This window comes from Kitasatospora purpeofusca (assembly GCF_034043715.1).
Classification (GTDB): Bacteria; Actinomycetota; Actinomycetes; order Streptomycetales; family Streptomycetaceae; genus Kitasatospora; species Kitasatospora purpeofusca_A.
The window spans coordinates 1-16,033 of sequence record NZ_JAXCLC010000092.1 but is presented as its reverse complement, the minus strand read 5'-3'; the positions used below and the strand labels follow the sequence as shown (position 1 = coordinate 16,033).

The window sequence follows — 16,033 nt, the reverse complement described above, 5'->3', positions numbered from 1 at the left end:
TGTCATCGCTTCCTGGGCTCCACGACGAGGCGGATGCCGTCCACCGGGCGGAAGGACACCAGCGTGCCCAGCGTCAGCGGGTGGTCGGGGACCAGCCGCAGCCGGAAGCGCTGGGCCACCATGGCCAGCGTCAGGTGCGTCTGCACCAGCGCCATCTGGTTGCCGATGCACTTGCGCTGGCCCCCGCCGAACGGGAAGTAGGCGTACCGGGGCTGCTGGGCGCGGTTCTGCTCGGTGAAGCGCTCCGGGTCGAAGCGCTCCGGGTCCACCCAGTAGTCCGGGTGCCGGTGGGTGACGTACGGGACCATGAAGACGCTGCCGCCGGCCGGGACGTGCCAGCCGTTGACGTCGTCCTCCGCGACGGCGTCGCGCGGGTACACCCAGATCGGCGGGTGCAGCCGCAGCGTCTCGTCGGTGACCATCCGGGCGTACGGGAGGTTCGGCAGGTCCTCGATGGTGGGCGTGCGCCCGCCGAGCACCTGCTCGACCTCCTCGTGCAGCCGCTCCTGCGCCTGCGGGTCCTTGGCCAGCTCGTAGAGCGCCCAGGCCAGGCCGGTGCCGGTGGTCTCGTGGCCGGCCATGAAGACCGTCATGATCTCGTCCCGGACCTGCTGCCGGGTCCACTCGCCGCCGCTCTCGTCGCGGGCCTGGAGGAGCAGGCTGACCAGGTCGGTCAGCCCCTCGTGCCGGCCGTCCCGGTGCGCCTCGACGATGCCGTCCACCACGTCGTACATCACCTTGCGCGCCTGGCGGATGCGCCGGTTGTACGGGATCGGGACGAACTCGGGGGTCAGCTGGTTCAGGGTGCCGCGGAAGACCATGGCCTCGATGGAGGTGACCATCGCCGGCCCCACCCGGTCACTGAGCGGGTGGAGGTCGGTGTCGAACATGACCTTGCCGAGGGCCCCGAGGGTGAGGTCCATCATCTCCGGCACCACGTCGATGCCGGCCTGGTCGGACCCGGCGTGCTCCCACCGGTCGAGCACCAGGGCGGTGGAGTCGGTCATGGTGGTCGCCATGTTGTCGATGGCGGTCTTGTGGAACAGCGGGTTCACCACCCGGCGGTGCTGCTTCCACTCCTCCCCGTCGAGGGTGAGCAGGCCCATCCCCATGAAGATCTTGAAGGCGTCGTAGCCCTTGCCGCGGATGTAGTTCTGGTTGTTGTCCTGGAGGACGTACTTGATGTTGTCCGGGTGGTAGTTGAGGTGGACGGTGAAGTAGCCCAGCGGCAGCCGGACCATGTCCCCGTAGGCCCGGCTCAGTTCGGTGAACAGGGCGGGCGCGTTGCGCTGGAACTTGCGCAGGTTGCCGGGGACGGTCCGCAGTCCGCGCGGCCCCGGGGCGGGGCGCGCGAGCCGCGCGACGGCGGGCGCGGGGCGGCGCGCCGGGCGGCGCTCGGGCGCGGCGACGACCGTGGCCACCGCCGTACCCGGCTCCGGGGCCGGCTCCCCGCCGTTCTCCTTGCTCGCGGTCACGTCGGTGCTCGCCTTCCTGGTCGTGGCGTCCTGGGGGTCCGTGGCCGCCGGCGTCGGCCCACCAGCCGCGCCGGCCTCAGCTTTTCCCATCGCCGTCACCACCTCACTGGCCTCGGCGGGGCCCGCTCCGGGATCGACCGGCACGGGATCCGCAGTACCGGGATCCGCTGTGCCGGGATCCGCTGTGCCGGTACCGGGTTCGACCGCCCGGGCGGCGGCCGCCTCGGCCACCTCCTCGGGAGTCACGAACTTCCCGGTGCTCCGGTCGAGGTAGCCCATCAGCGTCCAGTCCAGGTCCTTCATCTGGATCAGGATCCGCCCGTCCGGACGGACGGCGACGAAACGGTTGCCGCTGCCCGCGTTCCGCCCGTCGGCCTCCGCCCCGGGCAGCACCGCGTAGAGGTCGATCCGGCCGTACCGGGCCGCGACCTGGCTGTCGCCGCCGTGCTCGTAGACGTCGATCCGGCCGATGCCCAGCGGGGCCGCGAGCGGGACCAGGTCACCGTCGACCAGGGCCAGCACCCCGGTCCTGGCCAGCCCGTCGAGCAGCACCACCGGGATCCCGAAGCTCCCGAAGACCCGGTGGTCCAAGGGCAGTTCGAGGTTGTAGGTGGCGCGCTTGCCGTCCGGGTGCAGCCGGGTGTCGGTGGTCGACACGAACAGGTCGGTCAGCAGCACCGGGGAGCCCGGGCTGTGGTACGGGTCGGGTACCGGGGTCTCCGCGGCCGGGTGCCAGGCCTTCCAGTGCGGCGCGTCCGGCAGGTCGCCCGCCAGCAGCACCCGCACCTCGAAGTGCAGCCGGTCCTTGACCAGCACGGTGCCGTTGGGCGCCACCACGTCGTGGGTGATCCGCACCGCCACCACCGCCTGGCCGAGGTCGGCCCGGCGCTCCACCAGCTCGGCCCGGATCCGCTTCCGCAGCCCGGCCCGGTCCGACTCGCGGACCTTGAGGAAGTGGTGGAAGCGCAGGTCCTCGAAGGCGTACACCTTGAGGTCCGGCACCAGCCACGAGGCCGCCTCGAAGGCGATCTCGGTGACGAACGTCCCCGGCAGGGTGGGCGCGTCGCCGACCTTGTGGTGGCGCAGGTAGTCGTCCCGCTCCAGGTCGAAGACCCGCTCGAAGGTGACCGTGTCCGTGCCGCGCTCGACCACCTCGCCGAGGTAGAACGGCAGCACCGCCGGCTCCACCGGTCCCGCCGCCGCGGCCGGCCGCTCCGGGCGGACCGGCTCCCGCGGCGTCGCGGAGTCCGTCCCGCCGCGCGGCGCCCCCGGGTTCAGGAAGCCGGGCAGCAGCCGGTCGACCGCCCGCCGCTCCGCGTCACCGAGGTGCACGGTGTACGGCGACGGCTTGGCCAGGTTGAGCTCGCGGACGAAGTGGTGCACGCCCTCCGCGGTGCTCATCGCGGAGTACAGCCCGCTCTTCTCGAAGTACGCCTTGGTCAACTCGTTGGCGCCCAGGCCGACCTCGCCCCACAGGGTCCAGCCCACGGTGAACTCGTGGAGGCCCAGCACCTGCTGGTGGTAGGTCGCCGCGGCCCCGAGGAAGTCGTTGCCCGAGGCGTAGTCGGCCTCGCCGACCTGGCCGGTCATGCCCAGCAGCGAACCGAAGTTGCACCAGGCGCGCGGCGGCCGGCCCCGCAGGGCGTGCTTGAGGTTGAAGTAGCCCAGCACCTTCAGGTCGCGGACCTGCCGGAACTCCGCCAGGCTCTTGGTCGCGATCGGCGCCGAACGGTTCAGCCCCGCCGCGTTGACCAGCAGGTCGATCCGCCCGGCCTCGGCGTGGATCCGGTCCATCGCGGCCGTCACCTGGGCGCGGTCGGTCACGTCGCAGGGCACGTAGTGCACCGCGCCCGCGCCGCTGTGCTCGGCGATCCGGCGCAGGTTGGCCCGGATCACCCGCGCCTGGCCGATCCGCTCGTACGCGCGGTTGAGCTGCGCGGGGTTGCGGCCGGTCCGCAGCGCCAGCTCCTTGCGGATGTAGTCGGCGCGGCCCTTGGCGAAGGCCTCGTCGTCCAGCTCCAGGTACTCGGCCGGGTGGGAGTCCACCGGGTTGCTGCCGAGCACGTACACCCGGGGCCGGAAGTGCCGGGCGACCTCGGCCAGCAGCTCGGCGGTGATGCCCCGCCCGCCGCCGACCGCGACCACGACGCTGTCCGGACCGAGCGTCGCCTCTCCCGGCGGCAGCAGCTCGCCGGGCTCCTCGGCGAGGGTGACGGTCAGCCGCCGCCCGCCGTCGTGGAAGGCCGAGGGGACGCCGCGCCGGAACGCCGACTCCCGCTCCGCCTGCGCGACCCCGGTGGCGGCCTCCCGCGCCCCGGTGATCAGCGCGTAGGTCAGGCAGTGCGGCGCGTACTCCAGGTGGATCACCTTGAACAGGCCGGTGAACATGCCCGTGAAGGGGTGCGGGGTCCGGTCGGTCATCGCCCCGAGGAACAGCCCGACGCAGCTCGCGCCGCCGGCCTCGTCGGCCAGTGACTCGTGCCGCTGCTGCACCGTCAGGAAGACCAGCTCGTGCAGGGCGCTCAGCGCCTCCGCCTCCGCCGGACCGGCCGTGTCCGCCCCGGACAGGTCGGTGACCACCCGGATGTGCCGGATCAGCCGCCGCGGGTCCGCCTCGTCCAGCAGGCCGGCCAGCGCCTCGGCGTCCGGCACGTGCCGGACCCCGGGACCGCCGGGCACGGTGGAGAGCACCAGGGTGCCGGCCGGCGCCCCGGCCGCCGTCACCGTCTCCGGCCGGTCGGTCAGGACGACGGTGGGCTCCGCGGGCCAGAACGGCAGCTCGGCGCGCACCGGTTCGCCGGGCGTCTCGGTCAGCCCGGGCACGTGCCGGCTCACCACCAGCGGGTGCCGGTCGTCGTACTGCCGCTCGTCGTAGAACTCGGACGGCACGTGGAGGTCCGCCGCGGGCGCCGGCACGGCCGCCGACAGCGGGGCCGAGACCCGGACGCTGAGGTCGGGCGCGCCGTTCTCGCCGCGGCAGACCACCAGCGCGTCGCGCGCGGCCGGCTCCTCGGCCAGCACCTGGAGGATGCCGATCGCACCCTCGGCGCCCAGGTAGCAGACCTCCCGGCCGGGGCGGACGGCGCCGCACTCGACGGTCGGCACCGGCCCCGCGGTCGGTCGGCCGGCCGACTTGCCGGTCACCTCCCCGGCCTGCTCCGCCTCGGCGAGCGGGGTGTCCAGGTAGCCGAGCACCTCCAGCCCGGCCGCGGCGGCGGTCTCCTCCGTCACCAGGGCGAACAGGAAGGCGCCCTCGGCCAGGACGCTGCGGGCGTCGAGGGCCTCGTCCAGCAGCTGGCGCACCTCGTCGGTGCTGTTGCCGTTGATGCCGCCGACCAGCGCCATCGTCAGCTCGCCCTGCCGCAGGTAGCGGATGGCGACGTCGATCGCGCTCAGGGTCGAGGTGAACCCCGTGTCGACCGTCATGTTGAGGCCCTTGAGGTCGAAATAGTTGGCGACCCGGGCCGGGATCACGTTCGGCATCATGCCGGGGAAGGAGTCCTCGTTGGACGGCGGGACCAGCCGCCGCACCTCCGACCTGAGCAGCTCCAGCGCCTCCGGCAGCCACGGCGCCGAGGCCAGCGAGGCGTCGGCCTTCAGCGCGATGGTCAGATCGTCCAGGTAGCAGCGCAGCGCGTAGAGCGTCGCGTTGCGGGTCGCCCCGAGGTGGCCGAGCACCACACCGGTCGTCTCGCTGTTGTCCTCCCAGAACGCGCCCAGGCTGTCGCGCAGCCGGTGGGCACACTTGAGGATCATCAGCTGGCAGCGGTCGATGCCCCGCATCATGCCGGGGGGCATCCGCACCTCCTTGAACGACGGCAGCGGATAGGTGTCACCGAAGGACACGTTCTCCGGACCGGTCCGTCCCAGCCAGGAGGCCAGCTCGTCGGCGGTCTCGGTACCCGGCACGTGCGCGGTCCGGGCCACGATCGCGATCCGCTGCGGCTTCGCCTGCCGGGCCCGGTCCTGCTGGGTCCGGTCCTGCTGGGTCCGCGTCGGCACCGTGCTCCCGGACGTCGCCCCGGGCGCCGCGGGCGGCTCCTGCACGACCAGGTGGGCGTTGGTGCCGCCGAAGCCGAAGCCGGAGACGGCGGCCGTCCGGCGGCGGGCGCCGCGCGGCCAGGGCACGGCCTCGGTCGGCACGACCAGGTTGGAGCCGCCGATCGCGAAGTCCGCCGGGGTCTCGGTGAACCGGTGCTGCGGCGGGATCACATCGTGCCGGAAGCCCAGCACGACCTCGATCAGCGAGGCCACGCCCGCGGCCCAACCGGTGTGCCCGATCACTGACTTGTTGGAGGTGACGACCACCGGGGCACGGCCCGGCTCATGGCCGCCGAGCGTCTCGCGCAGGGTGGTGAACTCCGCCAGGTCGCCCGCCGGGGTGCCGGTGGCGTGGGCGACGATCCAGTCCGGCCGCACGTCGTCCATGCCCGGCCGGTCCAGCGCCCGGCGGATCGCCAGCTTCTGGCCGGCCGCGCTCGGCGCGTAGATCGCCTTGCCCTTGCCGTCCGAGGACGAGCCGAAGCTGCGCAGGGTGGCCAGCACCCGGTCGCCGTCCCGGCGCGCCCGGCTGAGCCGCTTGAGCACGACGGTCGCGGCGCCGTCCGAGAACAGCACCCCGTCGCTCTCCTTGTCGAGCGAGCGGACCTCGCCGCGCACCGACAGGCCGTTGAGCTTGGCGAACAGGATCGACCCGCGCGGGCCCACGGCGAACGAGCCGCTGCAGACCGCGATGTCGTGCCGGCCCTCCAGCAGGCCCTTGAGGCCCAGGTCCACCGCGTAGAGCGAGGAGGAGCAGGCGGTGTCCACCAGCAGCAGCTCGGCGGAGTCCGGCAGCACGTCGCGCATCGCGTTGAGCCCGACCCGGTGCGGGAAGAAGTGCAGCGGCTCGGGGCCGCTGCGCGGGTACTGCCCGGCCAGCCGCCGCTCGACGGTGGCCAGCGCGGCGGCGCGGTCCGCCCCGGACAGGCCGAGACCGTCCAGGATGGGCGCGATCCGGCCGAGCACACCGGCCCGGACGGTCGCCTCCTCCAGGTGCTGGCTGCCGTCGGCGGTGTAGCCGACCAGGAAGGAGCAGCGGTCCTCGGGGTTGTGCCGGACGCCCTCCATCGCCTGGAGCAGCGAGTGGCGCAGCCAGAGCGTGGTGGACTCCACCGCGTTCGGGTCGGTCCCCGCCTCGGCCAGCTCGCGGGCCAGCTGCGGGTGCGGCACGAAGTCGGTGATGAAGGCCGAGCGCTTGGAGTAGGTCTTGTCCTCGTCGCGCTTGTCGGACGAGTGGAACTTGTCGTTGTCCCAGCGGTCGGCGGGGATCTCGACGAACCGGTCGGCACCCTCCATGAGCTCGTGCCAGTACTCGTCGAGGTCGTTGGCGCCGGGCACCACGATGCCCATGCCGACGATGGCGATCTCGTCGTCCTCGTCGTACGCCTCCTCCTCGACCGCCTTCACGGCGACCGGGGCCGGGGCCGGGGTGGCGTGAACGACCGGCGCGGCGTGTGCGACCGGCGCGGCCGTGGTGGGCGCGGCCTGCACGAGCGGGGCCTGACGCGGGGTCACCGCGGCCTGCACGGCGGCGGTGACGGGCGCGGCGACCGGGGCGGTCACGGCGGCGGCGACCACCGGCGCGTCCGCCGCCTTCTCCGCCCCCTTCCCCGACTCCGCCGACGCCTCCGACTCCCTTGACTCCGCCGACTCCGCCGACTCCCCGACCGGGACGGTCGGCGGCACCGGCTCCACCAGCGCGCGCGGCGGCGAGAGCAGCGCCTGCCCGGTGGACAGGCCGCCGTCCGCCAGGATCACCTGGCCGGTGATCCAGCTCGACCGGGGCGAGGCCAGGAAGGCCACCACCTCGGCCAGCTCCTCCGGGTGGCCGAGCCGCCCCATCGGAGTGGCCTCGACGGTCGCCCGCTGCATCCGCTCGGCGTCCGGGAACAGGTCCACGACCTCGCTGTACAGCATGCCGGCGGCGGCCGTGTTGACCCTGATCCCGTCCCGGGCGTAGTCGACGGCCAGGTAGCGGGTCATCGCCTCCACCGCGGCCTTGGCCGGCCCGCAGGCCAGGTAGTTGGCCATGACGAACTGGCCGCCGCCCAGCGTGGAGAGGTTGACGATGCTGCCCCCGCCCCGCCGCGCCATCAGCGCGGCGGCGCGCTGGGCGCATGCGAGGCCGCCCTTGAGGTTGGTGTTGAGGGCCCGGTCGATCAGCTGGTCGGTGACCTCGCCGGCCGGCACCAGGGCGCCGTTGGCGGCGTTGTTGACCAGGATGTCGAGGCCGCCGAAGCGCTCCTCGATCTCGTCGAACATCCGGTCGACCTGGCCGCGGACGGCGACCGAGGCCCGGATGACGTGCGCCTGGCCGCCGGCCCGCTCGATCTCCTCGGCGGTCTCCCGGGCGGGCCCGGGCGAGTGCAGATGGTTGATGACGACGAGCGCGCCGTCGGCGGCGAGACGCTTGGCGATGACCTTGCCGACGTTGCGCGCCCCGCCGGTGACCAGGGCGATCTTTCCCCGCAGTTCCTGGGACACCTCGCTCACACCGATCCGCCCGAGGCGATGATCAGGTCAGCGATCTTGCCCAGGGTGTTGTAGGCGGCCGGACGCACGTCGGACGGCCGGGGCGGCAGCTCGTAGCGGTTGCCGACGCGCACCAGCAGCTCCGTCTGCTTCACCGAGTCGACGCCCAGCTCGGCCTCCAGGTCGGTGGCCTCCTCGAAGACCTCGGCCGGGTACTCCAGCGCCTCGGCGTAGATGTCGGCGAGCTGACGGACCAGGGTGTCCCGGTCCACGGCCACCGCCGGGACGGCCGCGACGCTGCCGTGACCGTTGACGCTCCCGTGACCGTTGACGCTGCCGTTCACGCTGCCGTTGAGGCTCGCGCCGACGGTCGGCTCCTCCTCCTCCTTCGCGCCCAGGTAGGTCAGGTAGGCCTCGCGGGCGAACGCCCGGACCTCCACGCCCCGGCCGTTCCAGAACGCCTCGAAGTCCTCGGCCGGCACGTCGGACAGCAGCGCCGCCCGCAGCTGGTCCGCCGAGGAACCGCCCGAACCCGCCGCGACCGCACCCACCGAGGCCAGCCGGTCGAGCGCCTGCCGCAGCACGGCGGCGCCCCCCGCCTCCGGCAGCAGGGTCGGCACGGTGGTGACCGGCGACTCGACGATGCGGCCGGTGATCCGGCTCAGCGCGTCCAGCGCACCGCTCTCGACGAACACCGACACACCGGTGCCCGCCAGCTCGCGGACGGTGTCGCCGAAGCGCACCCGGGCGGTGAAGTGCCCGGCCAGCAGCTCGGTCAGCCGGTCCCCGTCCTCGTAGGCGCGGCCGATGATCGGCGAGTGGACGGTGGTCTCCAGCGGACGCTGGCGGATGTCCGCGATCCGCGCGGCGAACTTCTCCGCCGCCGGGCCGAGCAGCGGGCTGTGGAAGGCGTACGGCGACTTGAGCCGGGCGAAGTCGATCTTCAGCACGGCGGCCAGCCGGCCGATCGTGTCCAGCGTCTCGGCCCGACCGGACAGCACGGTCTGGCCCGCGTGGTTCTCCACCGCGATACCGGTCAGCGGGTCGCCCACCAGGTCGACGAGGCGCTGCGCCCGGTCGGCGTCGGTGCCGATGGCGGCCATGTAGGCGTCGCCCAGACCGGCCTCGCGCAGCGCGATGCTCCGGTGGCAGACGATCTCGGCGCCCTCGGCGGGCGTGAACGCGCCCGCGGCGACCAGCGCGGCGATCTCGCCGAGGCTGTGGCCGATCAGAACGTTCGGGCGCAGACCACGGGCCCGCAGGACGGCGTAGGTGGCGGTGGAAACCGCGTAGATGGCCAGCTGGAGTGCCTCCGGGGCCTCCCGGAGCAGCTGCTCGGTGTCCGGCGTCCGCGTCGCGAACAGCTGGTCCACCGCGCGGTCGCCGAGCAGCGGACGGGCGGCGTCACCGATCTCGGCGAGGACCGGTCCGACCTCGGGGAACTCGTCCCGCAGGTCTGCGAGGGCACGGCCGTAGAACGCACCCTGCCCCGGAAAGAGGACGGCAATCGAAGTTTCAGGCATGACGCACACTTCCCCCATACTCATTTGCGTGATCAGCTGCACCGGCGGATCGCGCCGCATTTCCTTGACCGATGAGACCGTATTCATGCCCCGACACTCGAGAGAGGCGATTCCGGTTAATCTTCGGTTAACTCGAGAACGCGATCACAGCCGAATTCGATGCCTTCGGACACGGCATTGAGGACGCCATTGTCCGGAAATGCATCCGGAGGTCCGGCCCGGCGGCGCACCCTGGCGGCGCGCGAAACAGCCGAGCAACTAGCCTGCAACAGAACGTCGTTGGAGTCCGTCGACACCGCACGACGTCAGGCGGTCGTCACCGCCCCCTACCGCTGCCCACCAGCCGAACAAGTGGAATGACCGACTTCGGTTCCGCAATTGTCAGCCACTGCCACATTCAAGTTCATCTTCCCCCGTACCGCTGCGTGCCGAAGCACACCGGCTCATACTCGTTTCACCCTAGGAATCTATCTGACGACAAGTCAAGCACTTTCTTCGGCGACCGGTCGGTAACATTCCTGACCTGCGACGAAGCATGTACCGACTTCGTCACAACTCCCTATTTCGCCAGGCCATGTCAAGTTGTGCGCCAAGAAACAGCGCGAAACAGAAACGCTTCTGCCGGTACTTCCGGAACCGGTTCCCGAACCCCCCGACAACCTCCCCGAACCCCCGACCAATCGACGCACAACCCGCCCTCCCCCATGCCCCTCCACGCCGGTTCGTGCGCCCACCTCCCACGCCCCCACCAACACCCCGGCGGCCGGGGATCCCGGCCCGCCGCCGGAGCACCCCGGACGCCCGGGCTCCAGCCCGACAGAGCGCACGACCGGTACCGCCTGGAATCAATCCCGGGCTCCGGCGGAACGGGCCAGGTGTGCCGGGCTATCGACGAACGGGTCGGTCGCCAACCCGCACATCGTCCGCAGGCACCGCAACGACCGCCGACGTTCCAGCGGAAAAGGCCACAACACACCGGCAGGCGGGAATCCCTCACGACTGGCCGAGAGCCGCTGCTACAGGCATCCCAGCTCCCGCCACGACGCCCTGTCCCGCGATCCCCCGAAGATCAAGAAACAGCAAAACCCCCAGGTCACGGCGAGTGAGTCCTGGGGGTTCTACAGAGCCGCCTTCGGGATTCGAACCCGAGACCTACGCATTACGAGCCCGAGAGTGATCATGCTGGCTGGTGTCAGCATCGACCACTAGGTGATGAACCCGCAGGTCAGGACGTTGCGCCGTGATCCACGATCCCGCCCGAACCGGCACGTGCTGCCCCGTCCGCTCACGCATCGCTCACGCAGATTCGCTCCAGACGGACATGGCGGCCGGCGCGACCTCCAGTGTCACCCGCTGGCAATGTTCGTCGCCCAGCCGCTCTGGATACCGCACCCGCCGATGCATCCGGCTAGCAACCGTCGCCGTCAGCCCTTACAGCCATGAGCACCCGTTGCAGCGCGGTGATGCGTGAGTCTCCGTCGGGGCGGACCTCCAGGGTGCGCTCCAGCAACGTCTCGAGCTCATCTTGCGCAGCACGTGGCCGTCCCGCCTCCCACAGCAACTGGGCTCGTCGGTAGCGTGCGTCCCAGACCGAGCCATCGTCGGCACCGCGCGTCCGCGCCCAGCCCTCGGCCACTTCCTTGAACTGTTCGGCGCCCTCGGCTGGCTGCCCCGCCCGGTACAAGGCCTCGCCAAGGTTCTTCCGAGCCATGAGCGTCTCTGGATGGTCAGTCCCCAGCGTTCCTCCGCGCCGCTCCGCGACCTCGCGGAACCGGGCAACGGCCTCGGCTAGCTTCCCTTGGTTTCCCAACGCCATGGCCAGGTTGTGATTCATCGTTAGGGTCTCTGGATGGTCATCTCCAAGCACGTTCCGGCACTTGTCCATCGCGTCGCGGTACTCGACCTCTGATTCAGCGAATCGCTCTTGATCGGCCAGCAGGTAGGCCAAATTCCCCTGGATGGAAATGGTCTGAGGATGATCAGTCCCCATGACACGAGTGCACACCGTCCGGATCTCGCGGTATGCGGCCTCAGCTTCTGCGCTGGCCCCTCTGTCGTCGAGAATTCGGGCGATGGATGTTCGCGTGGCCAGCGTCTCTGGATGCTCAGGCCCGAGCCGACGTTCCTGGATCTTCAGGATCGCCGACTGCTCCTTCTCCGCTTCGTCGAGGTTCCCTTGGATCCGCATTACTATCGCCAGGTTGTGCCGTACCGTCAGGATCAGCGGCTGGTCTTCGGAGTGCTTGCCGGCTGCCTCGCTTAGCGCCTCACGGTAAACAGCCGCTGCCTCGTCCAGCTCACCGAAGTCCTTCAACGCGATGCCGAGACTGTTACGAGCGGTGATTGTGTCGGGATGCGTTGGGCCGGAAATTCGCCGTTCCTCATGGGCGATCTCCCGCAGTTGCCGAATGGCGTGCCGCAGCCTGCCGCGTGCGCGTAGCACCGCCACCAGATCATGTCGGATTCCCAGGCGCCCACCGTCGTCCTCTGGAATGGCGCTGAGCGCTTGCGACAACTGTTCCTCGGCCTCGGCCAGATTTCCCTGCCGGAGCAGGAGCGCTCCGAGCGATGCTCGGACACTGGCGACGTTACGGTGCGAGCTGCCAAGCATACGCTCCTGAATTTCCAGAACTCTGCGCATCTCCCACACCGCATCGTCCGTTCGCCCAACCCGCCCCAACGCCATTGCCCATCCGAAGCGAGCGTTGAGCGTCACAGGGTGGCGTTCCCCATGGCTTGCTGTCGCGGCCTCAAGGATCGACCTGTATTCCGATTCCGACTCTGTCAATTTGCCGAGCGAGCGCAGTGCTGCAGCATGACTGTGGCGTCCTGCCAGCACATTTGGGTGATCGTCGATGAGCTGCGTCTTCTGCGTCTCCGTCAACTCCGCGAAGACCGCCTCAGCGCTCGCCGCGTCGAGTTCACCTTGCCGCGTGAGCAGAACGGTCAGACTGTGCCGCGCATCGAGCGTCTCCGGATGATCTAGCCCCAGAATGCGGGCCCGCGCTTCCAGCACGGCCCTGAACTCGACTTCCGCCGCAGTGAGCTCTTGGCGCAGCATAAGCGTGGTAGCCAGGTTTGCACGGGTGATCAGCGTGGACGGGTGCTCGACTCCAAGGATCTCCTTCTCCAGCTCGAGAACCTGGCGGAATACCTCCTCCGCACGTTCATTCTCCCCTTGGTCGCGGAGTGAGATCGCCAGTTCGTGCTGGGCTTCGAGGACATCAGGGTGATTCTGTCCAAGCTCGGCTCGCAGCCCTTCTAGTACGAGCCTTCCCTCGTTCGCAGCTTCATCGAGGCGTCCCATCCCTCTGATGCAGATCGCGCGGGCGTGCCGCGAGCGCAACGTATTTGGGGCCTTCGCGCCGAGCAGCTGAGTTTCGTGACGGATCACCTCGTCGTACTCGTCGACCGCCTCCTCAAGTTTCCCTCGTAGTGACGCCACCCTTGCCCGTTCGTAACGCACGGACAGAGTGGTGGAGTCGGCTTCCCCAAAGTGCCTGACGCACTCCTCGACAATGCGACTGAGTTCGGCCTCAGCCGTCTTCAGATCGCCCATCTCCTTGACTGTGGTCGCCCTGTGTCTGCGGATGTTCACGCCGATCCACGGGTCCACTCCCTCGGAATTGGCGCGCGTTAACGCTTCGTCCGCCAGTCGACACGCCGCCGCGTAGTCGCCCCGGAAGCTCAGGTAGGACACGGCTACTCCGGAACAGATCAAGGCGTCACTAAGACGATCTGCGACAGCGGTGTCCCAGTGCGGCAGCCGGCTCATCATGACCAGCCAATGCGGGATGATCCCCTGCCAGGCGGGCCAAGAACCCGGATCGCGTGGATTCTCCAGGTACGGAGTGGCCGCAACCAACAGGTCGACGGCCGAATCCCATACTTCTCGGTAGCTTCCGGGAGCCGACAGAAGCGGGGCAACCGACACCTCAGCCACCAGCCGATGGATCTGATACATAGGCTCTGCTGAGCGTGCGTCGAATCCGATGAGGCCAAAGCGGCTCAGGCCACTCAGCGACGCTCTGATTACCCTAGGTGGCAGGTCCGTCGGCCACATTCCCAAGGCGGCAACCGTGGGCGGATCGATCAAGGCGCTCGGCAGAGGCGCAGTCGAAGCGAAGCAAGACAGCAACTGCAGCAAACCACGTGCCTGCTCCGCGCCCTGTCGTTCGAGAAGAGAAAGGGACAGTTCCCAGGTACCGGCAATGGTCCGACGGGCTCGCTCTTCCTCGCTTCGCAGATCTCCGTGCACGCCCTCGTTAGCGTCGTCGAGGAACAGCAGGGAATCGTCGAGCACGTCAATGTATTCGGCAAAGGTCTGAGCTTCAGCTAGCGGATCGCCGTGCGCCATTGCCAGGTAAGTGCCCGCCAAGTGGAGCGCAAGCGGCAGAGAGCCGAGGCGGTCGGCCAGCGCCGTGGCGGAGCCCCTGTCCCCCGCCTCGGGAGCCAGTTCCTGAAGAACCTGGCCTGCGAATTCGAGTTCCAGGGCCTCGATGTGCTGGAAACTAGCGATCCGGTTCCCCCAGGATCGATTGTTGCCGTCGCGGGTGGTGACCACGACTCCCTGTGACATGCCGACCGGGGGCCTGACCCAGCCTGTGCCATCAGTCAGAGCCGTTCCCGGACAGGACAACACGTCGAGGTCATCGGCATCGTCGAAGACGAGCAACCACGGGCGATCCAGGATCGCCAGATGTCGCCAGAGCAGATCGGCAGCAGGCCGTCCGCCCTTCTCCCAGGCATGGGTCACGTGCTCGGTCGGAGTGCCAGCCAGGAGGGCCGTGTGCCGCATCCCATCGGCCACGGCCGCTGCGGATCCGGCCTGGATCCAGAAGACCTCGACTCCGTTCTCCCTGGCCCGGTCAGCTACAGACAGAGCGACCGTAGTCTTGCCCACTCCGCCCATTCCGGAGAGGACTCGGACACGCGGATGGTCCACTGTGCCAGTCTGCGCTAGGGCCGTGAGGATCCCGTCCCGGCCAAGCACGGCCTCCGGGAGCCTGCCATATGGCGCCTCCACTGATCCCAGCGCGAGCAGTTCCTCAACCGATGGAGTCGGTTTGGCGAGTCCCGCCGCTAAGTTGATGTTGACGGCAGCGTGGAAGACCGCCCCTGGGGCGTTGAGGCCCGTCGAGCCAGTGACGGAGTTCGCTGGCGCGTCTCGATCTGGTAGCGGCGGAGTCGCCGTCATCGCGCCTGCTCGCCCTGGCCAAAGGACATGTTGACCGTGCCATTGAACGTGGCGCCGGGCGCGTTCAGGCCATGGGAATCACGCACGGTGTTGACGGTGCCACTCGCCGGCACGGCCAGACGGGACAACCACTCCTCCATCTCGCGACGGAACTCCGGATCGGCCGCACCCGCGCGGCGTAGCGCCTCGCTCAGCACGGCGACAGCATCCGGATCGCTACTGTCTCGCCCTTCCAGCGCGGCAACGGCCTGACTGTTGGTGGAGAAGCGGTTCCGGAGGCGACGCCAGAGATCCGTCACGACAGCCTCGCTTAGGCTTCCAGTGGCACCGCTTAGGGCCGCCAGAGCAAGTTCAGTGGACGTCATGTCCATTCGCGCTCCCAGGAGTTGCTCGCATCATCGCACCCGAAGCACTCTAACGGCACGGAGTCATCCGAGTTGCCGTCTTGTGCATAGCTGGGCAATCCACGGCGATGGCCAGGCAGCCATCACGTTGGCCAGCGTCTGCTTGTTCGTGATCCACTCCGTGTCGCCAGTGGAGACCGAGTGCTGTACGGATTCGATGGCAGCTCCGTCGGCCGCAACGGGCTTGGCCAGGTATGCCCGCATGTAGTGCTTGAAGAGCGAGGACAGTTGCTCGGGCCGGGCTCCGGTCTTGGCCATCAGGGAGAAGAGCGGGAGAAGCCACTCTTCGAAGCCGTCCTTGATCTCCTGGGTGGCTCGGTACGCCTCGTACAGCGGCTGGAGGCTGGCCGTGTGGTCGTAAGGGAGGCGACCGTGGAGGGCGTACTGAAGGCGGGTGCCGTCGTGCTCACGGAAATGCTGGCCGTGGGCGGCGATGTGGTTGGCCGCGTTCTCGGTGATGGTCATGACGGCCAGATCCGCCTGGTGCCTTCGGGCTGCCGCGAGGACGGTGGCGTGGATGCCGGCGCGTGGGTCGAGGACGAGGCCGTTGAGACCCAGGGACGAGAGGTCGATGCCGTGGTCGCGGGTTCGGGAGAGGATCAACCGCTCGGCGACGTTGGCGGCGGTGTGCTGGAGGTGCTTGGGCTGCTGGCGGTGGCTCGCGTGGATGTCCGAGCGGTCGAGGAATGGGCGGTCCTTCGCGAGTTCGGCGACGAGGTGGAGGCCAGTGCGGTCTTCGGTGTCGGTGTTGCCGCAGGCGTTGCAGGGGTGGCTGCCGGTGCCGGTCATGTGGCCACAGGCCCGGCAGGTGGGGACGGTCTCGCGGCTGATGGTGAGGGTGCCGGTGCGGAGGTTGTTCTCGATCATCTCCAGCGCGAGGTGGGCGACCTCCGCGTCGGTGTCGGTCATGATGCCGCCCGT

The 16,033-nt window shown here is 69.7% G+C and carries 5 protein-coding genes; all 5 read right to left on the bottom strand.

The features are described from left to right. Positions 1-2: 2 nt before the first annotated feature. Entirely contained in the window at positions 3-8,009 is an 8,007-nt protein-coding gene (locus SM793_RS32655; protein ID WP_320441949.1) for a cytochrome P450, read from the bottom strand. Continuing rightward, a complete protein-coding gene (locus SM793_RS32650; protein WP_320441948.1) occupies positions 8,006-9,511 on the bottom strand; it encodes an acyltransferase domain-containing protein in 1,506 nt (501 codons plus the stop codon). Before SM793_RS32650 ends, SM793_RS32655 begins: the two co-directional genes overlap by 4 nt. A gap of 1,408 nt (positions 9,512-10,919) precedes the next feature. Continuing rightward, positions 10,920-14,414 (bottom strand): tetratricopeptide repeat protein, encoded by a 3,495-nt coding sequence (locus tag SM793_RS32645; protein ID WP_320441947.1) that lies wholly within the window; start codon positions 14,412-14,414, stop codon positions 10,920-10,922. 290 nt (positions 14,415-14,704) lie between these two features. Next, entirely contained in the window at positions 14,705-15,007 is a 303-nt protein-coding gene (locus tag SM793_RS32640; RefSeq protein WP_320441946.1) for a hypothetical protein, read from the bottom strand. A 129-nt stretch (positions 15,008-15,136) separates the two neighbouring features. Continuing rightward, positions 15,137-16,033, bottom strand: an 897-nt coding sequence (locus SM793_RS32635; protein WP_320441945.1) for a hypothetical protein, incomplete at its 5' end; no start/stop codon positions are given.